General features: G+C 70.6%; 22 protein-coding genes. 12 read left to right on the forward strand and 10 right to left on the reverse strand.

Features of this window, described 5'->3' with window-relative positions; translation table 11 throughout:
• Positions 1-259: 259 nt before the first annotated feature.
• From DEJ02_RS07275 to DEJ02_RS07295, 5 genes are all read right to left on the reverse strand, one after another.
• Complete coding sequence (locus DEJ02_RS07275) at positions 260-1,138, reverse strand: ABC transporter permease (protein WP_111032498.1); 879 nt, start codon at positions 1,136-1,138, stop codon at positions 260-262.
• Positions 1,135-2,007 (reverse strand): ABC transporter permease, encoded by an 873-nt coding sequence (locus tag DEJ02_RS07280; protein ID WP_111032499.1) that lies wholly within the window; start codon positions 2,005-2,007, stop codon positions 1,135-1,137. The genes DEJ02_RS07275 and DEJ02_RS07280 overlap by 4 nt, the downstream gene beginning before the upstream one ends.
• Positions 2,008-2,081: 74 nt before the next feature.
• Positions 2,082-3,302, reverse strand: a complete 1,221-nt coding sequence (locus DEJ02_RS07285) for a PotD/PotF family extracellular solute-binding protein (RefSeq protein ID WP_204166168.1) — start codon at positions 3,300-3,302, stop codon at positions 2,082-2,084.
• Complete coding sequence (locus DEJ02_RS07290; RefSeq protein ID WP_027466951.1) at positions 3,299-4,480, reverse strand: ABC transporter ATP-binding protein; 1,182 nt, start codon at positions 4,478-4,480, stop codon at positions 3,299-3,301. Before DEJ02_RS07290 ends, DEJ02_RS07285 begins: the two co-directional genes overlap by 4 nt.
• A 30-nt stretch (positions 4,481-4,510) precedes the next feature.
• Positions 4,511-5,965, reverse strand: a complete 1,455-nt coding sequence (locus tag DEJ02_RS07295) for a gamma-aminobutyraldehyde dehydrogenase (protein ID WP_111032500.1) — start codon at positions 5,963-5,965, stop codon at positions 4,511-4,513.
• 133 nt (positions 5,966-6,098) lie between these two features.
• Here DEJ02_RS07295 and DEJ02_RS07300 point away from each other — a divergent pair, with 133 nt between their 5' ends.
• The 9 genes from DEJ02_RS07300 to DEJ02_RS07340 all read left to right on the forward strand — a co-directional run bounded on the left by DEJ02_RS07300 (position 6,099) and on the right by DEJ02_RS07340 (position 16,454).
• Entirely contained in the window at positions 6,099-6,581 is a 483-nt protein-coding gene (locus DEJ02_RS07300; RefSeq protein ID WP_035809531.1) for an Lrp/AsnC family transcriptional regulator, read from the forward strand.
• Positions 6,578-8,035 (forward strand): aspartate aminotransferase family protein, encoded by a 1,458-nt coding sequence (locus DEJ02_RS07305; RefSeq protein WP_111032501.1) that lies wholly within the window; start codon positions 6,578-6,580, stop codon positions 8,033-8,035. Before DEJ02_RS07300 ends, DEJ02_RS07305 begins: the two co-directional genes overlap by 4 nt.
• Before the next feature lie 2 nt (positions 8,036-8,037).
• Positions 8,038-9,402 (forward strand): FAD-binding oxidoreductase, encoded by a 1,365-nt coding sequence (locus DEJ02_RS07310; protein ID WP_111032502.1) that lies wholly within the window; start codon positions 8,038-8,040, stop codon positions 9,400-9,402.
• Entirely contained in the window at positions 9,402-10,769 is a 1,368-nt protein-coding gene (locus DEJ02_RS07315) for an NAD(P)/FAD-dependent oxidoreductase (protein ID WP_111032503.1), read from the forward strand. The genes DEJ02_RS07310 and DEJ02_RS07315 overlap by 1 nt, the downstream gene beginning before the upstream one ends.
• On the forward strand, positions 10,766-11,419 hold the full coding sequence (locus DEJ02_RS07320; protein ID WP_111032504.1) for a DUF1345 domain-containing protein: 654 nt from the start codon (positions 10,766-10,768) through the stop codon (positions 11,417-11,419). Before DEJ02_RS07315 ends, DEJ02_RS07320 begins: the two co-directional genes overlap by 4 nt.
• Positions 11,420-11,458: 39 nt before the next feature.
• Positions 11,459-12,493 carry a nitrilase-related carbon-nitrogen hydrolase gene (locus DEJ02_RS07325; protein ID WP_111032505.1) on the forward strand — a complete coding sequence of 345 codons (1,035 nt, stop codon included), beginning with the start codon at positions 11,459-11,461 and terminating at the stop codon, positions 12,491-12,493.
• On the forward strand, positions 12,490-13,500 hold the full coding sequence (locus DEJ02_RS07330; protein WP_111032506.1) for an agmatine/peptidylarginine deiminase: 1,011 nt from the start codon (positions 12,490-12,492) through the stop codon (positions 13,498-13,500). The genes DEJ02_RS07325 and DEJ02_RS07330 overlap by 4 nt, the downstream gene beginning before the upstream one ends.
• Before the next feature lie 133 nt (positions 13,501-13,633).
• Positions 13,634-15,046: an APC family permease gene (locus tag DEJ02_RS07335; RefSeq protein WP_111022484.1), complete on the forward strand. Its 1,413-nt coding sequence runs from the start codon at positions 13,634-13,636 to the stop codon at positions 15,044-15,046.
• A 22-nt stretch (positions 15,047-15,068) separates the two neighbouring features.
• On the forward strand, positions 15,069-16,454 hold the full coding sequence (locus DEJ02_RS07340; RefSeq protein WP_111032507.1) for an NAD-dependent succinate-semialdehyde dehydrogenase: 1,386 nt from the start codon (positions 15,069-15,071) through the stop codon (positions 16,452-16,454).
• Between the two features lie 1,761 nt (positions 16,455-18,215).
• Here the strand turns inward: DEJ02_RS07340 and DEJ02_RS18435 are convergent.
• The 4 genes from DEJ02_RS18435 to gabT all read right to left on the reverse strand — a co-directional run bounded on the left by DEJ02_RS18435 (position 18,216) and on the right by gabT (position 22,735).
• Positions 18,216-18,374 carry a hypothetical protein gene (locus DEJ02_RS18435; RefSeq protein ID WP_155896911.1) on the reverse strand — a complete coding sequence of 53 codons (159 nt, stop codon included), beginning with the start codon at positions 18,372-18,374 and terminating at the stop codon, positions 18,216-18,218.
• A 76-nt stretch (positions 18,375-18,450) separates the two neighbouring features.
• Positions 18,451-19,821 carry an NAD(P)/FAD-dependent oxidoreductase gene (locus tag DEJ02_RS07350; RefSeq protein WP_111032508.1) on the reverse strand — a complete coding sequence of 457 codons (1,371 nt, stop codon included), beginning with the start codon at positions 19,819-19,821 and terminating at the stop codon, positions 18,451-18,453.
• Positions 19,818-21,305, reverse strand: a complete 1,488-nt coding sequence (locus DEJ02_RS07355; protein WP_111032540.1) for an NAD-dependent succinate-semialdehyde dehydrogenase — start codon at positions 21,303-21,305, stop codon at positions 19,818-19,820. The genes DEJ02_RS07350 and DEJ02_RS07355 overlap by 4 nt, the downstream gene beginning before the upstream one ends.
• A gap of 68 nt (positions 21,306-21,373) precedes the next feature.
• Positions 21,374-22,735 carry a 4-aminobutyrate--2-oxoglutarate transaminase gene (gene gabT / locus DEJ02_RS07360; protein WP_111032509.1) on the reverse strand — a complete coding sequence of 454 codons (1,362 nt, stop codon included), beginning with the start codon at positions 22,733-22,735 and terminating at the stop codon, positions 21,374-21,376.
• Positions 22,736-22,827: 92 nt separating this feature from the next.
• Here gabT and DEJ02_RS07365 point away from each other — a divergent pair, with 92 nt between their 5' ends.
• Positions 22,828-24,363, forward strand: a complete 1,536-nt coding sequence (locus DEJ02_RS07365; protein ID WP_111032510.1) for a PucR family transcriptional regulator — start codon at positions 22,828-22,830, stop codon at positions 24,361-24,363.
• A 20-nt stretch (positions 24,364-24,383) separates the two neighbouring features.
• Complete coding sequence (locus DEJ02_RS07370) at positions 24,384-25,001, forward strand: TetR/AcrR family transcriptional regulator (RefSeq protein WP_181440294.1); 618 nt, start codon at positions 24,384-24,386, stop codon at positions 24,999-25,001.
• Here the strand turns inward: DEJ02_RS07370 and DEJ02_RS07375 are convergent.
• Positions 24,984-25,685: an NUDIX domain-containing protein gene (locus tag DEJ02_RS07375; RefSeq protein ID WP_111032541.1), complete on the reverse strand. Its 702-nt coding sequence runs from the start codon at positions 25,683-25,685 to the stop codon at positions 24,984-24,986. The genes DEJ02_RS07370 and DEJ02_RS07375 overlap by 18 nt on opposite strands.
• Before the next feature lie 90 nt (positions 25,686-25,775).
• Between DEJ02_RS07375 and DEJ02_RS07380 the strand changes: the two genes are divergently transcribed.
• Positions 25,776-26,255 (forward strand): hypothetical protein, encoded by a 480-nt coding sequence (locus DEJ02_RS07380; protein WP_071404146.1) that lies wholly within the window; start codon positions 25,776-25,778, stop codon positions 26,253-26,255.
• The last annotated feature ends 17 nt before the right edge of the window (positions 26,256-26,272 follow it).

Genomic DNA, 26,272 nt, shown 5'->3' on the forward strand with positions numbered 1-26,272 from the left:
CGCACCACGCGCGCAACCCCGCACCAGCCCACGCACCCCGCACCGTGCTGTGGACGCCACGCACAGGCGGACGGGAGGCACGACACCAGCCCGCCACACGCCTCCCCTCCGCACCGTGCGCACCTCTTCACCCCGTGCGAGCTTTCAAGCACCGTGCGCCACTACAAGCGCGCACCACGCGGCCAACCCCACACCAGCTCACGCACCTCGCACCGTGCGCCCCGCGCCGATCGCGCACCCCGCACCGTGCGTGCCGGCCCTACCCCCGCGTCCGCGCCAGCCGCCGGTTGAGCGCCCCGTTCAGCAGCGCGACGAGCAGCCCCACCGCGAACACGAGCGTCCCGAAGCACAGCACCTGCGGCGGCATCCCGGCCTTCGCGGCGCCGTAGACGAACAGCGGGAAGGTCACCGCGGGCCCGGCGACGAACGAGGTGATCACGTAGTCGTCGATCGACATCGCCAGCGCCAGCAACCCGGCGGCGAGCATGCCCGGCGCCAGCAGCGGCAGGGTGACGAGCCGGAAGGCCTGGAACGGTGTCGCCCCGAGGTCACCCGCGGCCTCTTCGAGTGCACGCGAGGTTCCCGCGATCCGGGCCCGCAGCACGACCACCACGTAGGCGACGTCGAACGCCACGTGCGTGATGAGCACGGTCAGGAACCCGGTGCCGAGCCCCACCGACAGGAAGAAGGAGAGCGACGCGGAACCGACGACGATCGACGGCGCCGCGATGTCGGCGAACACGACGGTGTTCACGACGCCGCGACCCGGGAACCGGTACCGCTCCAGGGCCAGCGCGAGGGGCAACCCGATCGCGACGGAGATGACCGCGGCGAGGAAGGCGACCACCACCGAGGTGACGAAGGCCGCCCCGAGCCCGGACACGTTCACCAGGTTCGCGTACCAGTAGGTCGTGAAACCGTTCCAGGCGAACGACAGCCGGTTGGTGGGGGCGTCGTTGAACGAGTACACGATCATGTAGACGATCGGCACCAGGGTGATCGCGATCGTCACCCAGTACACGATGGCGAGCCAGGGCCCACGGCGGTTCACCCCGTGACGACGCGGGCGGCCGGCGACCGAGCCGGTCACGGGCGAGGCCGGAGCGGCGGCGGATCGGGACGGTGCGACGGCGGTCATACGAGGTCCTCGAGGTCGTCGGTTCCGGAGACGCGGGCGTAGATGAACAGGATGATGCCGAGCACGACCATGAGCACGGTCGACAGGGCTGCGGCGACGTTGTACTGCTGGTTGCCGGAGTAGGCGTCCTGGATCGCCTGACCGATCGTGTACGTGTTCGTGCCGCCGAGCAGGGCCGAGTTCACCGGGTCGCCGACGCTGTCGATGAAGACGAGCAGCACCCCGGCGAAGATGCCCGAGCGGGACAGCGGCAGCGTGGTGTGCCAGAACGCCCGGAACTTGCCGGCGTACAGGTCGTTGGCGGCCTCGCCGAGTCGAGGGTCGATGCGCTCGAGGGCGGCGTAGATCGGCAGCACCATGAAGGCCAGGTCGTTGTAGGCGTCACCGAAGATCACCGCGCCGCCAGTGCCGAGGATGTGGAAGTCCTTGCCGGCCAGCCCGAGCGCCTGCAGCGTCGTGACGACCGGCCCCTGCGACGCGAGCACGAACGCCCACATGTCGGTCCGGATGATGAACGACACCAGGAAGCTGATGAACACGAGCATGAGCAGCGGGTTCTTCCACCGCGGGGACACCCGGAACGCGATGAAGTACGCCACCGGGTACCCGACGATGATGCAGGCGATCGTGGCGGCGGCGCCGTACCAGAGCGACCGGAGCAGGAACGTCAGGTAGGGCACCTGCGGGTCGACGAACAGCGAGCCGTAGATCCCGAAGTTCCAGGTGAACGTGTAGCCGTCGTCCGGGTTGCCGGTCATGAGCGAGACGATCAGCCCGGACACCAGCGGGATGACGAAGAACACGCAGAGGTACGCGGTGCCGACGAGCGCCAGGAAGAACGGTGTGCTCCGACGGCGCCCCCGGCGCACCGGCGCGGAACCGGAAGGACCGGCGGAACCACCAGGACCACCGGGACCGAGCCCCGGCGCCACCCCGACCGCGCTCACGACTGCACCACCGCGTTGAAGATGCCGTTCCACTCCGAGTACTCGTCGTAGTTCTCGAACACCCGGAACTCGTGCGACTGCTCCAGCACGTCCGCAGAGGGGAACACGAGCGGGCTGTCCGCCACGGTGGCGTCGTCGAGTTCGTCCCGCACGTAGTCCTCGGCCGCGGGCACCGGGCAGACGTAGTTGACCCAGTCCTCGACGATCCCGGCGACCTTCGGCGTGTAGTAGAAGTTCATCCACTCGAGCGCCGACACCGGGTTCTCGGCCTGCCGTGGGATGAGCATGTTGTCGTGCCAGGTCATCTGCCCCTCTTCCGGCGTGACGAACTCCAGGTCGGGGAACCCGGACTGCTGCGCCTGGAACACGTCGCCCGACCACGCCTGGGTGATCCAGGTGTCGCCGTTCTCCAACCGGTTGATGTAGCTCTGGTCGTAGAAGCCGGTGACGCTCGGCCGCAGTTCGCGCAGCCAGGCCTGGGCCTTCCGCCAGTCGGCAGGGGTCGAGGTCTCCGGGTCGATGCCGAGCGCGAGCAGTCCGAGCGACCCGAGTTCGGTGTTGTCGCTCATCAGCCCGATGCGCCCCTTGAAGGCCGGGTCCTGCAGGTCCTTGAGCGAGGTGATCTTCCGCCCGGTGTACTTCGGGTTGTAGGCGAGCCCGGTGAACCCGGTCTGCCACACGACGGAGTGCTTGTTGCCCGGGTCGTAGATGGGGTCCTTCACGGAGTCCGAGGCGTTCGCGGCGAAGTTCGGCAGCCGCGAGTGGTCGAGCTCGCACACGAACCCGTTCTTGATCATCTGGGTCAGCTCGAACCCGTTCGTCATGACGACGAGGTCGTAGCCGGTCGCACCGTGCGCCCGCAGGATCGGTGAGACGGTCGCGTAGAAGGTCGCGTTGTCCTGGATCACCGCCTGGTAGTCGACCGCGATGCCGGTTTCTTTCTTGAACAGCGCCAGGGACTCGGACTTGCCGTGGTCGGAGTCGATGTACAGCGGCCAGTTCGCGAAGTTCAGGGTGCCGGTCGCCTTCGCGTCCTTCCAGAACGCCGCCCAGTCGACGGTGTCCTCGGCGCCGGCGGCGGCGGAGCCCTTGATGCTGCAGCCGGTGAGCAGGGCGGCCAGCGCGGCGGCCCCGCCGCCGGCCAGCAGGCCGCGTCGGCTGACGCGGGCCGACGTCAGCCCGCGCAGCAGGTCCGGACCGGGCACCGCGCCGGTCACGCGAGCGATCCTGCCGTGGCGGGGACGGCCTGGAGGCCCGGGTCGTCCTGGGTGGTGACGGTCGCGTCGGACGCGGGGTGCGCCTCCAGGCCGAAACCGTGGTCGACGCCCCACGTGAGCCAGACCTCGGTGCCGGTCGCGATCCGCGGCCCGCCCTTCGAGTTCTGCGCGAACACCGAGACGCGCCCGGCGCCCGGCACGTCGACCAGGTACTGGGTGCTGACGCCGGAGAACGAGACGTCCACGACCCGACCGGGGCCGAGGATGTTCCGTCCGGCCTCTGGGGTGGGTTCGGCGGTGCGGATCTTGAGCTTCTCGGGCCGGACGCCGACGACGACGCGACCGGTCGTGGCGACGGCTCGGTCGGCCGGCACCGCGATGGAGCCGGCCGCGGTCGCGACGACGAGCAGGCCGGCGTCGGTGCCGCGCACCTCGCCCTCGAGCAGGTTCGACTGGCCGAGGAAGTTCGCGACGAACGCCGTGCGCGGCAGCTCGTACAGGTCCTGCGGGCTGCCCATCTGCTCGATCCGACCGCCGTTCATGACGGCGACCGTGTCGGCCATCGTCATCGCCTCTTCCTGGTCGTGGGTGACGTGCAGGAACGTGAGCCCGACCTCGGCCTGGATCGTCTTCAGTTCGAGCTGCATCTGGTGGCGGAGCTTCAGGTCGAGGGCGCCGAGGGGCTCGTCGAGCAGCAGCAGGGCCGGCCGGTTCACGATCGCGCGGGCCAGGGCGACGCGCTGCTGCATGCCACCGGAGAGCTGGGCAGGGCGCTTCGACGCCGACCCCTCGAGCTCGACGAGCCGCAGCGCTTCCGTGGCCTTCGTCATCGGGTCCGGGATGCGCCGGCGCTTCAGCCCGAACGCGACGTTGTCGAGCACGCTCATGTGCGGGAACAGCGCGTAGTTCTGGAACACCGTGTTGACGGGCCGCTGGTACGGCTTCGTGTCGGTGACGTCCTGACCGCCGATGGTGATGGTGCCGCTCGTGGGTTCCTCGAGCCCGGCGACGAGCCGCAGGGTCGTCGTCTTGCCGCAGCCCGACGGGCCGAGCAACGCGAAGAACGAGCCCGCGGGCACCGTCAGGTCGAGGCTGTCCACCGCGGTGTGGCCGGGGAAGGACTTCGTGATCTGGTCGAGCCGGAGATCGGCTCCCGATTCGGCGAACGTTCCGGTCATTGCCATGGTGCCTCCAGGGGGTGGTCGGCCTCAGCCGATGTAGGACATGACGTGCTTGATGCGGGTGTAGTCGTCGAAGCCGTACTGGGACAGGTCCTTGCCGTACCCGCTGTGCTTGAACCCGCCGTGCGGCATCTCGGCGACGATCGGGATGTGCGTGTTGATCCACACGCAGCCGAAGTCCAGGTCGCGGGCGAAGCGCATCGCCCGCGCGTGGTCGGTCGTCCACACCGAACTCGCCAGGCCGTACTCGACGCCGTTCGCCCACGTCAGGGCCTGCTGTTCCGTCGAGAACCGCTGCACGGTCTGCACCGGACCGAAGATCTCCTGCTGCACGGCACGGTCGTCCTGGCGCAGGCCGGCGACGATCGTGGCCTCGTGGAAGTACCCGCGGTCGCCCTGTCGTGCACCGCCGAGCTCGATCGTCGCGTGGTCGGGCAGCGTGTCCAGGAACGACTGCACGTGCGCGAGCTGGTTCGCGTTGTTGACGGGGCCGTAATGACCGTCCGACCCGGTTCTCGCGTTGAGCCGTGCCTCTGCGGCGAGCGCCTCGACGAACTCGTCGTGGATGCCGTCCTGCACGAGCAGCCGGGTGGCGGCGGTGCAGTCCTGTCCGGCGTTGAAGAACCCGGCGGCGACGATCCCGGCCACCGCCGAGGGGATGTCCGCGTCGTCGAACACGATCACGGGTGACTTGCCGCCGAGCTCCAGGTGGGTGCGCTTGAGGTCACCGGCGGCGGCGCGCGCGACTTCCATGCCGGCACGGACGGACCCGGTGATGGACACGAGCTGCGGGGTGGGGTGGTCGATCATCGCGGCGCCGGTGGTGCGGTCCCCCACGACGACGTTCAGGACCCCCGGCGGCAGGAACTCGGCGGCGACCTCGGCGAGCAGCAGGGTCGACAGGGGTGTCGTGTCGCTCGGCTTGAGCACGGTGGTGTTCCCCGCGGCGAGCGCCGGCGCGAACTTCCACACCGCCATGTTGAGCGGGTAGTTCCACGGGGTGACCTGGGCGACGACGCCGATGGGCTCACGCCGGACGAACGAGGTGTGGTCGGTCATGTACTCGCCGGCGCTCCGGCCCTCGAGGTTCCGGGCGGCCCCGGCGAAGAAGCGGATCTGGTCGACGGACAGCAGGATCTCGTCCTCGACCAGGGTGGCGCGGGGCTTCCCGGTGTCGAGCGACTCGAGGTCGGCGAACTCCGACGCCCGCTGCTCCATCGCGTCGGCGATCCGGAACAGGGCGAGCTGCCGTTCGCCGGGGGTGGTGCGGCGCCAGGTCTCGAACGCGGTCGCGGCCGCACCGAAGGCGGCGTCGACGTCGGCGGGGGTGGACACCGGGGACGTGCCGTAGACGTGCTCGTCGGTCGGGTCGACCAGGTCGAACGTGGTGTCGGCGGTCGACTCGACCCAGGTACCACCGACGAAGTTCCGCAGGACCCGGGTGTCGGTGTCCGCCGTCGCCGTGCTCTGTGCGTCCAGCATGGCGGTGATCCTGACACGGATTCCGGCGGTGCGGAAGAAGGATCCGGAGGTTGTGGAGAACTGTAACAACGGAAATCGTCGCGAAACACGGAGTTCACAACGGAATCCCTTGCGCACCCCGAACCGCGCTGCCATGCTGTCCGGCATGGCGGCAGCACCACGACGTCCGGGACCGATCGACGACACCTCGAAGCGGATCATCGAACAACTCCAGGCGGACGGGCGCCGCCCGTACGGCGAGATCGGCAAGGCCGTCGGTCTCAGTGAAGCGGCGGTCCGGCAGCGCGTGCAGAAGCTGACCGAGACCGGCGTCATGCAGATCGTCGCGGTCACCGACCCGATGCAACTGGGCTTCCACCGCCAGGCGATGATCGGCATCCGGGTCAGCGGCGACACCCGAACCGTCGCCGATGCCCTGGAACAGCTGCCGGCGGTCGACTACCTCGTGATGACCGCCGGCAGCTTCGACCTGATGGTCGAGGTCGTGTGCGAGGACGACGACGACCTGATCGAACTGCTCAACGGCACCATCCGGGCCATCCCGGGCGTCGCCGGCACCGAGACCTTCGTCTACCTGCAACTCCGCAAACAGCTCTACGACTGGGGAACGCGATGACCATCTCCGAACAGGCCACAGGCCGGACCTCGACGGGCCCGGCCGCCCGCCTCCACTCCTACGACCCGTTCGCACCGGTCGACGACGCCGATCTGCAGCGGAAGTCCCGGGACCACCTGTGGATGCACTTCGCCCGGCACGGTGCGAACCAGGCCGGCGCCGACGTGCCGATCATGGTGCGCGGCGAGGGCCACCACGTCTACGACAGCCACGGCAAGGAGTACATCGACGGGCTGTCCGGCCTGTTCGTCGTCGCTGCCGGGCACGGGCGGAAGCGCCTGGCCGAGATGGCCGCGAAGCAGGCGGAGACGCTGAGCTTCTTCCCGATCTGGTCGTACGCGCACCCCGCCGCGATCGAGCTCGCCGACCGGCTGGCCGAGCACGCCCCCGGTGACCTCAACAAGGTCTTCTACTCCACGGGCGGCGGCGAGGCGGTGGAGACGGCCTTCAAGCTCGCGAAGTACTACTGGAAGCTCCAGGGCAAGCCGATGAAGCACAAGGTGATCTCCCGCGCGGTCGCCTACCACGGCACCCCGCAGGGCGCCCTGGCGATCACCGGCATCCCGGCGATGAAGGAGATGTTCGAGCCCCTGACCCCCGGCGGCTTCCGGGTGCCGAACACGAACTCGTACCGCGCCGAGGAGATGGGCTTCCCCGGGGGCACCGAGGAGCAGTTCGGCTTCTGGGCGGCGGAGCGGATCCGCGAGATGATCGAGTTCGAGGGCCCCGACACCGTCGCCGCGGTGTTCCTCGAGCCGGTGCAGAACTCCGGCGGCTGCTTCACCCCGCCGCCCGGGTACTTCCAGCGGGTGCGCGAGATCTGCGACGAGTACGACGTGCTGCTCGTCTCGGACGAGGTCATCTGCGCCTTCGGCCGGATCGGCACGATGTTCGCCTGCGACACCTACGGTTTCGTGCCGGACATGATCACGTGCGCCAAGGCGATGACGTCCGGGTACTCCCCGATCGGCGCGACGATCATCAGCGATCGACTGTTCGAGCCGTTCTCCAAGGGGGACACGACCTTCTACCACGGCTACACGTTCGGCGGGCACCCGGTGTCGGCCGCCGTCGCGATGGAGAACCTCGACATCTTCGAGGAAGAGGGGTTGCTCACCAACGTGCAGCAGAACGCCCCGCTCTTCCGCGCCGAGCTCGACACCCTGCTCGACCTGCCGATCGTCGGGGACGTCCGCGGTGACGGCTACTTCTACGGCATCGAGCTCGTCAAGGACAAGGCCACCAAGACGACCTTCGACGACGACGAGTCCGAGCGGCTGCTGCGCGGGTTCCTGTCGAAGGCGCTGTTCGACGCGGGGCTGTACTGCCGGGCCGACGACCGCGGAGACCCCGTCGTGCAGCTCGCACCGCCGCTGACGATCGGGCAGCCGGAGTTCCGCGAGATGACGTCGATCCTGCGCAGTGTCCTGTCCGAGGCCTGGACGAAGATCTGACCGTGAGCGGCTACCGGGGCGTCTCGTTCTGGCTCGACCAGCTCGCGTCCACCGGACGCGACGACCTGACGCCCCGGCCGCCGCTCGACGGCGACACGACGGCCGACGTCGCGATCGTGGGCGGTGGACTGACGGGTCTCTGGACCGCGTGGTACCTGCACCAGGCCGACCCGGGCCTCCAGATCGTCGTCCTGGAACGCGAGATCGCCGGCTTCGGCGCCTCCGGTCGGAACGGCGGCTGGTGCTCGGCGCTGTTCCCGCGGTCCGCCTCCGCGATCGCCGAGGAGCACGGGCGGGACGCCGCCCTCGCGCTCCGCGCAGCGATGCGCGACACCGTCGACGAGGTCGGCCGCGCAGCTGCCGAAGCCGAGGTCGACTGCGACTACGTGAAGGGCGGGACCGTCCTGTACGCACGCTCCGCCGTGCAGGAGCGCGCCGCCCACGACGAGGTCGCGTCCTCCGCGACATGGGGCGACGACGTGACGTGGCGGGCCGCTCGACCGGGTGACGCCGCCGGATCGGCGGGGGTCGCGTGGACCCCGGACTGCGCGCGCGTGCAGCCCGCCGCGTTGGTGCGTGGCCTCGCGGCCGCCCTGGAGGCCCGTGGCGTCCGCATCGCGGAGCACACGCCCGTCTCGTCGTGGGATCGCGGGCGTGTGGTCACGTCGCGCGGCACCGTCACGGCGGGCGCCGTGGTGATCGCGGTCGAGGGCTACGGCGCCCAGCTGGAGCAGACGAAGCGGCGGATCCTGCCGCTGTACTCGCTGATGATCGCGACGGCCCCGCTGCCGGCGTCCGCGTGGGAGCGCATCGGGCTCGAGCACGGGCAGACGTTCTCCGACTACCGGCACCTGCTCGTCTACGGGCAACGCACGGCCGACGACCGGCTGGCGTTCGGCGGTCGCGGAGCCCGCTACCACTGGGGATCCTCGATCACGCCCGGGTACGACCGGGTGCCGCGGGTGTTCGAGCACCTGCGGAGGGCCCTGGTGGACCTGTTCCCCGTCGTCGCGGACGCCCCGGTCACCCACACGTGGGGCGGCCCGCTCGGGGTGCCGCGCGACTGGTGCGCCTCGGTGACCTGGGACGGCCACGTCGGCAGCGCCGGCGGGTACGTCGGGGACGGTCTGTCGACGACGAACCTGGCCGGCCGGACCCTCGCCGACCTCGTGCGCGGGGAGTCGACGGCACTGACCGCGCTGCCGTGGGTGAACCACCGATCGCCCGACTGGGAGCCCGAGCCGCTGCGGTTCCTCGGGGCGAACGCGGGACTCGTCGCGACCGACCTCGCCGACCGCGAAGAAGCGCTGACCGGGCGGCCGAGTCTGGCGGCCCGGCTGATGGCACCGCTGACCGGAGGACACTGATGGCTGCCGGTCTCGACGCCGACGTCGTGGTCGTCGGGGCGGGGGTCGCCGGGCTCGCCGCCGCCCGGGCGCTCGCACTGGGCGGGCAGCGGGTCGTCGTGCTCGAGGCCCGCGACCGGATCGGCGGGCGCACCTGGACCGACGCGTCACTCGGGGTTCCGGTCGACCTCGGCGCCTCGTGGATCCACGGGGTCGACGGCAACCCGCTCTGGGCCCTGGCGTCGGCGTTCGGCATCGACACCGTGGAGTTCACGGTCGGCAGCTTCCAGTTCGACGGCCGGCCGATCGCCTGGCACGACCCGTCCGGCGCCGCACTCTCCGCCGAGGACACGTCGGCGTTCGTGGCGGACCTGCACACCGTCGACGCGGCCCTCGACGCCGTCGTCGCGCAAGCGCCCCCGCCCTCGACCTACGCGGCCGCCGTCGACACCGTGCTCCACTCGCTGCGGTGGCAGGGCGACCGAGCCGCACGCGTCCGCGAGTACACGGCCCACCGCTCCGAGGACCTCTGCGGTGCCCCCGTGACCGTCCTCGACGCGCACGGACTCGACGAGGAGCACGTCCCCGGTGACGAGGTGGTGTTCCCCGGCGGCTACGCCCAGTACGCCCGCGCGCTGGCCGAGGGGCTCGACGTCCGGCTGTCGTCGGTCGTGCGGTCGGTGACCCAGGCCGGCGACTCCGTGACCGTGGGGCTCGCCGACGGCACCACCGTCGCCGCCCCGCAGGTGGTCGTCACCGTGCCGCTCGGGGTGCTGCAGGCCGGCGACGTGGTCTTCGACCCGCCCCTGTCCGCGCCGGTGACCGGAGCCCTCGACCGGCTCGGGATGGGCACCTACGACAAGGTGTTCCTGCGGTTCCCCACACGGTTCTGGGGCGACTCGTGGGTGATCCGGCAGCAGGGGTCCGCCGGTGTCGACTGGCACTCCTGGTACGACATGTCCCGGGTGACCGGTGCGCCGGTGCTCGCCGCCCTGGTCGGTGGTGCCGGAGCCCGTCGGCTCGAGACCCTGCCGGACGCCATGGTCGTCGACGAGGGGGTGGCGGCGCTGCGGAAGATGTTCGGCCCGTCCGTCCCCCAGCCCGAGGCGTTCCGGATCACCCGGTGGGCAGAGGACCCGTTCTCGCGGGGCTCGTACTCGTACCTGCACGTCGGGGCGTCAACCGACGACCACGACCTGCTCGGCACCCCGTCCGGTCGGGTGCAGCTCGCCGGCGAGGCCACGTGGAGCGACGACCCGGCGACGGTGCACGGTGCGCTGCTGTCCGGGCTGCGGGCGGCCGGGCGGTTGCTCGGCACCGAGGTCGAGCCGCTCTCGCTCGCCGACCCGCTGTCCACGGTGTCGGCCCGTGCGACACTCGCTCCGTGACCCCGACGAGGACCCGACCGCGACACGAACACCGGGCACCGGTCGCCGTCGCGGTCCTGGTGAACCTGGCGCTGAGCCTGTTCCTGCCCGACGAGGTGCTGTTCTTCCCGTCGTGGGTGGTGCCCGTCCTGGGCGTCCTGCTGCTCACGCCGCTCATCGTCTTCAACCCGCGGCGTCTGACGCGCGAGACCACATGGTCCCGGTGGCTGTCGTTCGCCCTGGCGGCCCTGCTCACCGTCGCCAGTCAGCTCACCGTCATCCGGACCATCACCGAGCTGCTCGGCGGCCACGCGGACGGTGCGGCGGTGCTGCTCACCGCGCTGCAGGTCTGGGTGAGCACGATCATCGTGTTCGGGCTCGTCTACTGGGAACTCGACCGCGGGGGTCCGGTGGCACGGCGGCGCCCCGAACTGTGGTCGACGGCCGAGGCGGACTTCCAGTTCCCGCAGGAGACCGACCCGAAGACCGCGGACTGGCGGCCGGTCTACCTCGACTACCTCTACGTGGCGATGACGAACATGATGGCGTTCAGCCCGACGGACACGATGCCGATGACCGTCCGGGCGAAGACGATCATGGCGTACCAGGCGCTCAGCGGGTTCATCCTGCTGGCGTTGGTCATCTCGCGCGCGGTCAACATCATCAGCTGAAGGTCTTGCGCTAGTTGACCATGCGATCAACAATGGCGCATGGACGTCGTCACCGCACCCTCGATCCCGTCGCCGCTGCACGCCGAAACCGGGGCACCCCGCAGATCGCTCCGCGTCGCCCTCGTGCAGATGCGGTGGCTCCCCGACCCGGACGAGCACCTGGCCCAGCTCGCCGACGGCATCGCAACCGCCGCAGCGAACGGAGCCACCGCGGTGTTCCTGCCCGAACTCACGCTGCGCCGCTACCCGGGTGACACCCCGGCGAGCGGGACCCCGAAGGACCTCGCCGAGTCGCTGCAGGACGGTCCGACCGTCACCTTCGCGCGTGCCCAGGCGATCGAGCACGGGGTGTTCGTGCACGCGTCGCTGTACGAGCGGCCGGACGACGACGACCAGCCCGACGACCCCCGCGGCTACAACACCGCCGTCCTCGTCGCTCCCGACGGCACCCTGGTCGGCCGGACACGGAAGACCCACATCCCGATCAGCGCCGGCTACCACGAGGACACGTACTTCCGCCCGGGGACCGACGACGATGCCTTCCCCGTGTACGAGCCGGCCGGACTCGGCGCGCGCCTCGGGCTGCCGACGTGCTGGGACGAGTGGTTCCCCGAGGTGGCCCGGTCCTACGGCCTCGCCGGGTCCGAGGTGCTCGTGTACCCGACGGCGATCGGCTCCGAACCGACCTTCCCCGACTTCGACACCGCACCGATCTGGCAGCGGGTGATCGTGGCGAACGGCATCACGGCCGGGCAGTTCATGGTCGTGCCGAACCGGTGGGGCGACGAGGGCGACATCACGTTCTACGGCTCCTCGTTCATCTCGGACCCGTTCGGCCGCGTGCTCGTCGAGGCTCCCCGTGACGCGAGCGTGGTGCTCGTCGCCGACCTCGACCTCGACGCCCGGACGGAGTGGCTCCGGCTGTTCCCCTTCTACGTGACCCGGCGCCCCGACCTGTACGCCGGACTCGTCGAACCCGTCGACGAGGAACGCCACGCGTACGGCGCACGCGACGCGATCGACGCAGCCCTGGCCGTGGAACCGACCACCACCGGACGCGAGGCGCGCGCATGACCTGGGTGATGCCTCCCGAGACGGCTCCGCAGGAACGCACCTGGATGGCGTTCCCGCGCCCCGGCCTGACGCTCGGCGACGACGCGGCGAGCGCCGAGGCCGCGCGCCTGGCCTGGGCGACCACGGCGAACACGATCAGCGAGCACCAGCCGGTGACCGTCGTCGTGGACCCGGTCGCACGCGCGGATGCCGGTCGCCTGCTGTCGTCCGGCGTGGACGTGCTCGAGGCGCCGCTCGACGACTTCTGGATGCGCGACATCGGCCCGACGTTCGTCGTCGACGACGTGACCGGTGCGCTCGGTGCCGTCGACTGGGTCTTCAACGGCTGGGGCGCGAACCCGTGGTCGACCTGGACGCGTGACGCCGCGGTCGCCGCCACGGTCGCCGGTGCTGCGGGAGCCAGCCGGATCCCGTCGCTGCTTGTGAACGAGGGCGGGGCGATCCACGTCGACGGCGCCGGCACCGTGCTCGTGACGGAGACGGTGCAGCTCGACCCGTGCCGGAACCCGTACGCCGACCGGGAACGCGTCGAGCTGGAGCTGGCGCGCACGATCGGCGCCACACGGGTGATCTGGCTGCCCCGCGGTCTGACGCGCGACTACGACGGCTTCGGCACCCGGGGGCACGTCGACATGGTGGCGACCTTCGCGGATCCGGGCACGGTCCTGCTGCACGCCCAGCCGGATGCGGGCCACCCGGACCACCTGGTCATGCCCCAGATCCGGCGAGCGCTCGAGCAGGCGACCGACGCGACGATCATCGAGTTGCCGGCCCCCTCGACGCTGTCGGACGACGGTGGACCGGTGGACTGGAACTACGTGAACCACGTCGTGGTGAACGACGCCGTGATCGCCTGCGCGTTCGGGGACCCGGTCGCTGACGACCGTGCCAGGGGCATCCTCGCCGAGGCGTACCCGGGCCGACGGGTCCGCTCGATCGACGCGCGACAGGTGTTCGCGCGGGGTGGTGGGCTGCACTGCATCACGCAGCAGCAACCGGTGGCCTGAACCACCGCCGCGGTGTACAGCGGGTCCCGATCACCTGTACACCGCGGCCGGTCCGCCCACTGCCGACCCGTCGGTATGGTGCTCCGAACTGATCCGGGCGACGCTGCCCGGCCCCGAAGAGCAGGGAAGTCACATGGCATCACCGATCGCGGTCACCGCGCCGGCAGCACCGGTGCGCGGCGGGTCGCTGAAGCGGAGCCTCGGGCTCTGGGCGATCGTCGGACTCGGCCTCGGCTACATGACCCCGACGGTCGTGTTCGACACCTTCGGGATCGTCTCCGGGCAGACCGACGGCGCGGTGCCGAGCGCGTACCTGATCGCACTCGTCATCATGGCGCTCACCGCCATCAGCTACGGGAAGATGGTGCGCGTCTACCCCGCCGCCGGTTCCGCGTACACGTACGTCCGGGAGTCGATGCACCCGAACCTCGGCTTCATGGTGGGCTGGGCGTCACTGCTCGACTACCTGCTGCTGCCGATGGTGAACGCCCTGATCATCCGGCTCTACCTGGAGCAGGTGTTCCCGGGGCTGCCGCCGTGGGTGACCGTCGTCGTCTACTCGGTCTTCGTGACGACGGTGATCTGCCTGTCGATGCGCGGCACGTCGAACCTGAACATGGTGCTGCTCATCGGCGCGGTCCTGGCGATGATCGCGTTCGTGGTCTTCACCGTCATCGAGCTCACCCACGGTGCCGGTGCGGGCACGATCGTCAGCGCCGAACCCTTCGTGCACGACGGTGTGACGATGTCGGCCCTGCTCACCGGGGCGACGGTGGTGTGCTTCTCGTTCATCGGCTTCGACGCCGTGACGATGTACACGGAAGAGGCGAAGTCGATCCGCATCATGCCGAAGGCGATCATGCTGACCGTCCTGCTCGGCGGCGCGATCTTCCTGGTCTCCGCCTACTTCGCCCAGCTCCGCTTCCCCACCAACGCACCGTTCGGCGAGTTCACCGACGACCCGCTCCCCCAGATCGGCCTGCTCGTCGGCGGCCCGGTGTTCCAGGCGGTCCTGGTGTCGGCCGGGTTCGTCGCCGCGCTCGCCTCGGGTCTCGCGTCGCACGCCAGCGTCGCCCGCATGCTCATGGTGATGGGCCGGAACAACGTGCTGCCGAAGCGGGTCTTCGGCTACGTGCACCCCCGCACGCACACCCCGGTGTTCAACGTCGTCTTCGTCGGCGCGGTCACCCTGCTGGCGATGAGCTTCTCGCTCGACACGATCGCGGCCTACATCAACTTCGGCGCCCTCATCGCGTTCACCTTCGTCAACGCCACCGTGATCGTGCACTTCGCGATCCGGAACGGGCGTCGGCACACGGCGGGCGACCGCTGGCGCTACATCGTGCTGCCCGGAGTCGCGATGCTCCTGACCGGGGTGCTCTGGTCGCAGCTCCATGCCGACGCCCTGATCGCAGGAGGAGTGTGGGCGGCGATCGGGTTCGTCTACCTGCTCGTCATCACCAAGGGCTTCCGGGTCGCACCGAAGGGCTTCGACGAGAACCAGCCCGTCACCGGTGTGAACAAGCAGCTGACCGACCAGGCCTGACCGGCCACCACGAGAGGACGCCATGTACGCCGTCACCGACCCCACCACGGGCACGACCCTCGAGACCTACCCGACCATCACGGACGCCGAGCTGCACGACGCCGTCGCAGTCGCCGACCGCACCCACACCGAGTGGTCACGGACGACGACGGTCGCCGACCGTGCGGCCCTGCTCCACCGGGTCGCGGACCTGTACCGGGAGCGGCACGCCGAGCTCGCCGCCACGATCGTGCGCGAGATGGCGAAGCCGATCGACCAGGCCGAGGGCGAGGTCGACTTCTGCGCCGACATCTACGACTACTACGCGGACCACGCCGAGGCGTTCCTGGCGGACCAGCCGATCACCCTGGCGGACGGGTCCGAGGGGTCCGCGTTCATCCGCAAGGCCTCCATCGGCGTCGTGCTCGGCATCATGCCGTGGAACTTCCCCGCGTACCAGATCGCCCGGTTCGCCGGCCCGAACCTGGTCATCGGCAACACCGTCCTGCTGAAGCACGCACCGCAGTGCCCGGAGTCCGCCCTGGCCATCGAGGGGATCTTCCACGACGCCGGCTTCCCGGCCGGGGCCTACACGAACGTGTTCGCGACGAACGACCAGGTCGCCGACGTCATCGCCGACCCGCGCGTGCAGGGTGTCTCGCTCACCGGTTCGGCGCGCGCCGGTGCCGCGGTCGCCGAGATCGCCGGCCGGAACCTGACGAAGGTGGTGCTCGAACTCGGCGGCTCCGACCCTTTCATCGTGCTGTCCACCGACGACCTGGACGCCGTCGTCGAGTCCGCCGTCACCACCCGGCTCGAGGGCAACGGCCAGGTCTGCAACGCCCCGAAGCGGTTCCTGGTGGTCGACGGCCTGTACGACGAGTTCTTGGCGAAGTTCACCGCGGCGATGTCGGCGGTCGAACCGACGGACCCGAGCGTGCCCGGTGCCGAACTCGGCCCGTTGTCGTCCCCGGCCGCAGCCGACCGGCTGCAGGAACAGCTCGCTGCCGCGGTCGCCCAGGGTGCGACCGTCGTCACGGGCGGCGACCGCCAGGGCAACGCCTTCCTGCCGACGATCCTGACCGACGTCACGCCGGACAACGACGCCTACCGCGAGGAGTTCTTCGGCCCCGTCGCCACCGTGTACCGCGTCGCCGACGAGGACGCGGCGATCGCCCTGGCGAACGACACCCCGTACGGCCTCGGCTCGTACCTGTTCACCACCGACGCCGACCAGGCACTCCGGGTCGCCGACCGGATCGAGGCCGGCATGGTCTACGTGAACATCGTCGGCGCGGACAGTCCGGAGCTGCCGTTCGGTGGCGTCAAGGGCAGCGGCTTCGGCCGCGAGCTCGGCCCCCTGGGGGCCGACGAGTTCGTGAACAAGAAGCTGATCCGCATCGGCTCACCGACGCTGTTGGGGGCGTAGCGGTCGACTACTTTGGCTCGACGGCAGGCCCTGATCCGATAGTCACCGTCTTACGTCTCTCCCCCCGAAACAACGCCAGGCGTTCAGCGGAACAGAACAATAGCGATGCTCTTGATATTTGACATGCTACGGTGTACGGGTGCGCAGCCTGGCCCTCCTGATTGCAATGATTTTCCTCGTAGCCAAACCAACATCGAGACACCGATCGGTCGACCACGGAAGCCCACGAGCCGAGAGTGGCCTACGAAGAACCTCCACCTCAAATCCACCCGTGCACTGGCGACTTGGCGCGATACTCGTAGTGCTTGGGGCGCTCGCTGGATTCTCATATGTGCTCACTGACCCCGGGCCACCACACGCCGTCACATCGACGAACAACGGGACCAAAGTCGCTGGAGTGCGGGCCTCCTCAATTGAGGTCACATCATCTACTCGACAGCGATTGAACGCCACTATCGTAACCGAGGCGCACCTGGGCCCCCGTCCACGCAATACCTATGCAATCGAGATCCAGAGCCCAGCTGACTCGCTGCTTTTCGATTGCAATACCGCGGCGGAGTGCCTGGAGCCGAAGTGGTTGTACTTCAATCTTGCCGAAGCGCACATCAAACGGCTCACAGCCCGAATCGACTTTGCCTCCGCGCCGTCACCAGCGACGCTGTACTACGGCGGGCCACGGAAAAAGTCACTACGGGTCCTTACAGCGAAATCATCACGCCTCAAAGTCTTCGCCGCAGACGGCCCAGCGAACACCGAGTACTTGGCTATTCGCGTCGACGAACCATTTCATATCAGCCGTCCCGCAGACGTTGGCGTGAAGCAACCTCTGATTCGACTTGAGATCACCCCTGGGATTGCGAACTCGATATCATCGGGATCGCAACACCTCATTCGACAGCCCGTAATACACACATTGCCCTCGAATGCCTTAGCGATTTCGCGCATCGGGGGCATCGCTATCAATCGCTATCCGATCGCTGCCTTGGACCGGAAGATTGAGATAGTGGACGAAACCGGCGAGGCGATCCTCAATGCAGGTGTAATTTCTGCCATCTCTCGCGAAGGCCCATTAGAGGGCCCGCCCGCTGGGTACTCGCCTGTGGTCTCATACACCGACCAGTCAGAGGCACGCAGGATCAGCAGGGTGGAGACATTCTGGCTCACGACAGGATCCCTCCTCCTTGGCGGTGGTACGACCGTCCTCTTCGGTTCGATTGGTGCAGGGCAACGTCGGCACCCTCGAGTGGCGACACGTCCATGGAGTCGTCGAGATGCCTCGAGTTCGCTTCGTCCTAGATGACGGAGGTCGCAGTGCCAGCCGGCACCGCGCCTTCCGTCCGTCACCTGGTCCGGTCGCGCGTGGTCCGGTCTCAGACCGCAATCCGCCCGCCGTCCACCGGCAGGACCGCGCCGCGCACAAACGACGCTGCGGCGGTCGCGAGGAGCACAATCGCCTCGGCGGGACCCGCGGCGGCGGCGCAGCTCGTCGCCCTGGGCTGACGGGACCGCGAACGGGAGGCCCGTGGCGAATCCGCCACGGGCCTCCCGTCCGTCTGGTCATCAGCGGAGCGCATCGCGATCGCAAGACTCCGTCGTCACGTTTCGACACCGCGCAACGCGGAGAACGCCGCCGAATCCGGCGGCGTCTCGCTGACCTGACTGCGTCCGATCAAGACGCCGGTGTGCTGCAGCCGGCCCCACGACGGACGGGAGGCGCGGTGCCAGCTGGCACCGCGCCTCCCGTCCGTCCGTCGGTCGCCGCTACTGCTGCGGGTCGGCGGGCTCGCCGCCCGAGTCCGTGTCGCTGTCCTGCTGCGGGTCCTCCGTCGCGTCGCCCGTGGGCGACCCGTCCGGCAGGTCCTCGGTGTACTGCTCCTGGTCCTTCGTGGGGTCGCTGGACCCGTTCGCTGCGTCACTCATGGCCCGGACGGTACGCGCGAGCGCCTGGGTACGTCAGTACCTGGACAGGTCACCCAGCCGTGACCCACCGAGGCGGTTACCGTGTCGCAGCGGCCTGCGGAACGACCGCCAGGATCTCCTCGGCGACCTCGCGACCGATGCGCACGGCACCGTCGACGTGCTGGTAGCCCTGCCCGGCCAGGTCGCTCGAGGCGAAGCGGATCGGACCGACCGCGGCACGCTGGTCGGCGCCGTAGCGGACGAGCCCGCCCAGGTCGAAGCTCGCCGCGTAGGCGCCGCGCGTCCACTCCTCGGTGCCCCAGTCGCTCTCGTAGTAGACGACCGGCGACAGGGCCTCGTCACCGTAGTAGTGCGCCAGCGAGGCGAGCACACGGGCCCGCCGTTCCTCGGTCGACAGCGCGAACAGGTCGTCGGCGTGCTGGTCGGAGACGAACCCGACCAGGGTGCCCTGCTCGGAACCGTGCGAGGTGTTGTCGTACGCCTCGTGCACGACCTCGTACGGGCTGAACGCGGTGCCGGACAGGCCCGCCGCACGCCAGAAGGGACGGTCGTAGACGGCGTGCACCTTGATCACGAAGCCCATCGACAGGTGCTGGTGCAGCTGGTGCTGGCGTCGGGGCAGCGGCGGCTCGTACGAGATCCGCGAGTACAGGGGCGGCGGCACCGCGACGAGGGCCTGTCGGGCGTGCACCTCGATCCCGCCGTCGGCGAGCGCGACGACCCCGTCGTCGCCCCAGCGCAGCGTCCGGACCGGTGCGTTCAGGTGCACGTCGTCGCCGAGGCGCTCGGCGAGCCGCTCGGACACCTGCTGCATGCCGCCGACGACCCGCTTGTCCAGGATGAAGTCGGCGTCGACCAGGTTGGTGAAGCTGCCGGCGGACGCCGCCATCAGCAGGGCCTGCAGCGCCGAGAACGCGTGCGCGGGCTTCGTGAGCATGGCGCCGGCGATGAACAGCTCGACGTTGTCGGTCGCGACCCGGTCGGGGCTCAGGTCGTGCAGCCAGGCGCGGAACGAGACCTCGTCGAGGGCGGCCGCGTCCGGGGTCTCCCAGGGGCGCGCCGGGTCGACCTTCGCGACGTACTCGTCGACGACGGTGACGAGCCGTTCGATCTCGTTTGCCGTGGCCTCGGGCAGGGGGAAGATGTCGCCGGTGTACTCGGTCCGGGTGCCGTCGGCGTCGATGTAGACGCTGGAGCCCTCGCGGTACCGGTCGTACGTCTGCAGGCCGAGCTCGTCGAGGGTCTCGAGCAGTGCGGTCTGGTCGGGCGAGACCCACTGCCCGCCGATCTCCAGGGTCACCCCGTCGATGTCGTTCGTCCAGGTGCGGCCCCCCACGCGGTCGCGGGCCTCGAGCACGGCGACCCGCAGGCCGGCGGCCCGCAGGCGGTTCGCGGCGGTGAGACCGGCGACACCGGCTCCGATGACGACGACGTCCTTCTCGATCATCGAGCTGCTCCTTGTGCGGTCGTGGTGCTGTCGGTGTGCCGGAACGGGTCCGGGGTGAGCGTGTACATGGTCTCGAGGTACTCGGCGATGCCCTCGCCGCCGCCCTCGCGACCGAGGCCGGACTGCTTCACGCCGCCGAACGGTGCCGAGGCGTTCGACACGACCCCGGTGTTCAGCCCCAGCATGCCGGTCTCGAGCCGCTCCATCAGGCGCTGCCCCCGTGCCGGGTCCTCGGTGAACGCGTAGCCGACCAGACCGTACTCGGTGTCGTTCGCGGCGGCCACGGCCTCGTCCTCGGAGCGGAACGTGCGGATCGCGAGCACCGGCCCGAAGATCTCGTCGTCGAGGATCGCGCTGCCGGGCTGCACGTCGGTCAGGACGGTCGGCGCGTAGAAGGTGCCGGGCCCGTCGACCGGGTGCCCGCCGGTCCGGACCGTCGCCCCGCGCTCGACCGCGTCGGTGACCAGGCGGTGCGCCTTGTCCACGGCGCGGGCGTCGATGAGCGGCCCGATCGCGACGCCGTCCTCGGTCCCCCGGCCGACCCGCATCGCGGCGACCCGCTCGGTGACCCGGCGGGTGAACTCGTCGGCGACGTCCTCGTGCACCAGGAACCGGTTCGCGGCGGTGCAGGCCTGGCCGGTGTTCCGGAACTTCGCGGCGAGCGCGCCCTCCACCGCCAGGTCGAGGTCGGCGTCGGCGAACACCAGGAACGGGGCGTTGCCCCCGAGCTCCATGCTCGTCCGGAGCACGTTCTGCGCCGCCTGGCCGAGCAGTGTGCGTCCGACCGGCGTGGAACCGGTGAAGGACAGCTTGCGCAGGCGGCGGTCGGCGATGACGGGCGCGGAGACGTCGGCGGCCCGGGTGGTCGGGACGACGTTGACGACCCCGGCGGGCACACCGGCCTCGACGAGCAGGTCGGCGAACAGCAAGGTTGTCAGCGGCGTGAGCTCGGCCGGCTTCACGACGACGGTGCAGCCGGCGGCGAGCGCCGGAGCGATCTTGCGGGTCGCCATCGCCAACGGGAAGTTCCACGGCGTGATCAGGAACGCGGGCCCGACGGGCTTGTGCGCGACGGTGGCGCGGCCGGTCCCCTCGGGGTTGGTGCCGTACGAACCGCCGATGCGGACCGCTTCCTCCGAGAACCAACGGAGGAACTCGCCGCCGTACGCGACCTCGCCGCGGGCCTCGGCCAGGGGCTTGCCCATCTCCAGCGTCATCAGGAGCGCGAACTCCTCGCGTCGCTCCTGCAGCAGGTCGAAGGCGCGGCGCAGCACCTCCGCGCGCTGCCGCGGGGGCGTGGTCGCCCAGCCGTGCCGTGCGGCGACGGCGGCGTCGAGCGCCTTCCGGCCGTCCTCGGGCGAGGCGTCGGCGATGTGCAGGAGTGTTTCGCCGGTCGCAGGGTCGACGACGGCGAAGGTCGCGTCGTCGGCCGCCGGCTGCCAGACACCGTCGACCAGGAGGCCCGTGGGGACGCGGTCGAGCACCGCCTGTTCGGCTGCTGGTCCGGTGGCGTCGGGGACGCTGGGCCAGGCAGTCGCGGGGATGGTCGCGCTCACGACGCGGCCAGCCCGTCGAGGACGACGGTCAGGCCGTCGCGGAGCAGGTCGTCGTCGATCGACAGCGGGGGCAGGAAGCGGACGACGTTGCCGTACGTGCCGGCCGTGAGGGCGATGACCCCGTGCTCGAACGCGTACCGCACCACCCGTCCGGTGAGCCCGGGGTCTGGATCACCGGTGGCGGGGTCGACGAGCTCCATCGCGACCATCGCACCGCGGCCGCGGACGTCGCCGATGCGGGGGTCGTCGGCCTGAGCGCTGCGCAGGGCGTCGAGCAGGACCGCACCGATCGCCCCGGCGCGCTCGACGAGTCCGTCGTGCTCGAAGGCGTCGATGGCCGCGAGGGCTGCGGCGCAGGCGATCGGGTTGCCGCCGTAGGTGCCGCCGAGGCCGCCGACGTGGGCGGAGTCCATGATCGCTGCACGCCCGGTCACGCCGGACAACGGGAGTCCGCCGGCCATGCCCTTCGCGGTCGTGACCACGTCGGGCACGATCCCCTCGTGCTCGCTGGCGAACATCGCCCCGGTGCGGGCGAACCCGGTCTGCACCTCGTCGGCGATGAACACGACGCCGTTGGCGGTGGCCCACTCGGACAGTGCGGTGAGGAACCCCGGTGCCGGGACGACGAAGCCGCCCTCGCCCTGGATCGGTTCGATCAGGACCGCGGCGGTGTTCTCGGCGCCGACCTGCTTCTCGATCTGGCTGATCGCACGCTTCGCCGCCTCGGGCCCCGACAGCCCGTCGTGGAACGGGTACGACATCGGGACGCGGTAGACCTCGGGTGCGAACGGCCCGAAGCCGTTCTTGTAGGGCTGGTTCTTCGCGGTCAGCGCCATCGTCAGGTTCGTGCGGCCGTGGTAGGCGTGGTCGAACACGACGACGGCCTGCCGACCGGTGTGCTTCCGGGCGATCTTGACGGCGTTCTCGACGGCCTCGGCCCCGGAGTTGAACAGCGCCGTCCGCTTCTCGTGGTCGCCGGGGGTCAGCCGGTTGAGCGCCTCGGCCACGGCGACGTACCCGTCGTAGGCGGCGATGGTGAAGCACGTGTGCGTGAAGGCGGCGACCTGCTCGGTGACGGCGGCGACCACGCCGGGGTGGGCGTTGCCGACCGACGTCACGGCGATCCCGGACCCGAGGTCGACGAACGAGTTGCCGTCGGCGTCGACCACCACGCCGCCACCGGCCGCGACGACCGCGATGGGCACGGCGACGCCGACCCCGGCTGCGACGGCGCCGGCCTTCCGGGCGAGCAGCTCCTGCGATCGCGGACCCGGGACGGCGGTGACGAGCCGTCGTTCCTGGGGCAGCGACGGGCCGCCGGTGGTCGCTCGGGTCGCGGACGCTGCGGTGGAGGACATGCCGCGATGGTAGGAGCCACCACCGCACACTCGTACTGTCCACGGCGTACATCGACCCCCGGGCGGATCGACCCGGTGGATAGGGTGACCGCATGCCCGCAACGCTGCGCTCCCTGCTGCACCGGCGTGAACTCCACCTGCGCCCGCTCACCGACGCGGACGAGCACGCCCTCGATGCCCCGCTGTCCTGGCTGCACAGCTCGGACCTCGAGGACCCGACCCCGTTCCTCGCCGAAGGCCAGGGGCTGCTCACGACCGGCACGCAGTTCGGTGCCGAGGCCGACGTCCGCGACGACGTCGCCGAGGCCTACGTCCGCCGGCTCGTGGACCGCGGTGTCGTGGCGCTCGGGTTCGGCACCGAGGTCGTCCGCGCCGGCACCCCCGACGTCCTGGTCACCGCCTGCACCCGGCACGGACTGCCGCTGTTCGAGGTGCCCTACGAGACGTCCTTCATCGCGGTCGCGCAGGCCAACGCCGAAGCGGTCGCGCGGGACGCCAACGCGCGCGGTGCCTGGGCCCTCGCCGCGCAGCGCGCCATCTCGCTCGCCGCGATGCGACCGGACGGACTCGGCGCGACCATCGCCGAGCTGTCCCGGCAGCTCGACGGGTGGGTCGGCCTGTTCGACGTCTCCGGGCGGCTCGACCGCGGACACCCCGCCGCCGGGCTGCCCGCTGCCGACCTCGACCTCCTGCGCACCGAGGCACTGCGGCTGCTGCGCTCCGGGCAGCGGGCGAGCCTGCCGGTCGCCACGGACCGGGGCGTCGGGTACACCCTGCAGACGCTCGGCAGCGGCGGGCACCTGAGCGGCGTGCTCGCGATCGCGAACGGCGGAGCACTCGACCGGGCCGGACGCGAGGTCGTCACGGCCGTGATCGCCCTGGCCGGCCTCGCCCTGCAGCAGAACCGCGAGCTCGCCCGTGCCCGGGGACTCCTGCGGACAGGACTCCTCACGATGCTGTCCGTCGGCGAACCCGAGGTGGTGCAGGCGACGTCCCGCGAGGTGTGGGGGCCGCTGCCCGCCGAACCCGTCCGGATCGCCGCTGTCGACGTCCCCGACCACGACCTCGACACCGTGGTGGACCTGCTCGAACTGTGGGTGCAGGACCGTCCGGGGCACCTGTTCTTCGCGGTCGACGACGCCGTGTTCCTCTGCGTGAACGCGGACGACACCGGGATCGTCGCCGAACTCGTCGACCGCTTCGACCTGCGCGCCGGCCTGTCCGACGGCGCCGCGTACCGGTCCTTCGGGCGCGCCCGCACCGAGGCCGTGCAGGCACTCGACCGACGTCGTGAAGGACGCCCGGGCACCACCGAGTTCGGCGACCTCGCCCGAGAGGGGGTGCTCGCCCACCTCGCCCACGTCGACGTGGACGCCGGTGCCGTCGCCCGCGCCTTCCTCGCGCCACTGCTCGACCACGACCGCACCGCCGGCACCGAGCTCACGGGCACCGTCCGGACCTGGCTGCAGGAGAACTGCGAGTACGACCGCACCGCACGGGTCCTCGGCATCCACCGGCACACCGCCCGCGCCCGGATCGAGCACGCCGGTCGGCTCCTCGACCGTGACCTCTCCGTCTTCTCGACCCGGGCCGACCTCTGGGCAGCCTTCGTGGTCGAGGGCGCGTGATGCGCGGATACGGTGGGACGATGCCGTCGACACCGGCCCGCCGGCGCCTGAGCCCGGCCGAACGCGGATCCCAGATCACGGCGGCCGCCGTCGAACTGGCGCGTGCCGAGGGCCTCGCGGCGGTGACGCTCCGCGGGGTCGCCGCCGTGATCGGGGTCGCGCCCTCGCTCGTCGCCCACTACCGCCCGAGCATGGAGGACCTGGTCGGCGAGACGTTCCGCACCGTCGCGGACGCCGAGGTCGCCGAGGTCCGCGCGATCGTCGCCGCTGCGCCCGACCCCGTCTCCGGCCTCCGCACCCTGCTCGGTTGCATCGCCGATCCCGCCCGCGACGACGTCGCCACCCTGTGGGCCGACGCGTGGAGCATCGGCCGCACGAACGCGGCACTGGCGACCGCGGCACGGGACGTCATGGACGACTGGCAGCGCCTCGCCACCACGGTCGTCGTCGACGGGGTGCGCGCGGGTGTGCTGCACACCGACGACCCGGACGGCGTCGGACGCCTGCTCTTCGCGCTCGTCGACGCCACCAACGGGTACGCCCTGGTCGACTACCTCGACCGCCCGACCCGCGAGGCCCTGGTCCGCACGACGATCGCACGAGCGGTGGGCCTGGACGGGTCAGCCCTGTCGGGGTGACACCCGCCGCAGTGCCACTGACCGCATTGCCACCCACTGCAGCAGCATGATCGTCTTGCCGTCGGCGATCCGACCGTCCGCCACCATCGCGAGCGCCTCGTCGAGCTGCACCTCGAGCACCTCGATGTCCTCGCCCTCGTCCTCGATGCCGCCCCCGGCCTCGACCCGGTCGGTCGGCGTGTACGCGCCGAGGTAGAAGTGGACCCGCTCGGTGACCGAACCGGGGCTCATGAACACGTCGCCCAGGTGCTCGAGCGCGCCGAGCCGGATGCCGAGCTCCTCGGCGGCTTCACGCCGGACCGCGGTCTCGGGGTCGTCCTCGTCGAGCAGTCCCGCCGCGGCCTCGATCAACATCCCGTCCGGGTGTCCGTTCACGTACGCCGGCCACCGGAACTGCCGCGTGAGCAGGACGGTGCCGCGCTCGGCGTCGAACGGCAGGACCGTCGCACCGTTCCCGCGGTCGTAGGTCTCGCGCTGCTGCCGGTCCCACCGACCGTCACGGCGCCGGACGTCGAGGGTCGTGCGGCGGAGCACGTGCCACCCGTTCGACACCACCTCGACGTCCCGCACGACGACGTCCGGGTTGCGGTCCAGGGCACGGCCCACGGCGTCGAGGCCCGTCCGACCGCGGTCGTCGGGGACGTCCACTCCGGGACGCTGGACGGTGGAGCGTTCGTCGGTCACCCGGTCACCGTAGCGGGGCACCTCGGCAGGACCCCGTCCGCTCGGTACGCTCGACGTGCCGCACCAGGGAGCGGCAGAGGACGGTGCAGCATGACCAGGACGTTCATCCTCCGACGACCGGACCGACCGCAGGTGGTCACCGTGTCCTTCGTGCTGTGGTTGGTGTGGGTGGCAGCCTGCGTCGCGGCCACGGTGCTCCAGTTCTTCGCGACGGACGCGGCGGTCGGCCAAGCGCCGGTCCTCGCCGGGATCGTCGCCCTGGTGCTCTGGGCCCTGGTGACGTGGGCGGTGTTCCGGATGGCCGCGGGCTCCCGCGTCGCGCGCATCGTGCTCGTCGTCGTCGCGGCCTTCCGCGCGCTCCTGAGCGTCACCGGCGGCGAACTCGCGGTCCTGACGATCGCGCTGTCGGTCGTCGCCGCGGTCCTGCTGTTCCTGCCCAGCGCGCGCCCGTTCTTCGCCCCGCAGCAGGCCCGGAGAGCCGACCACGGGTTCGACGGAACCGGCGTGTCGGGGCCGAGCCGTGCCTCCAGGCCGGATGCCGACCACACGACGGACGCCGACCGGGGCTGAGGCCGGACGCGTCGACG

Source organism: Curtobacterium sp. MCLR17_042 (assembly GCF_003234695.1).
GTDB lineage: Bacteria > Actinomycetota > Actinomycetes > Actinomycetales > Microbacteriaceae > Curtobacterium > Curtobacterium flaccumfaciens.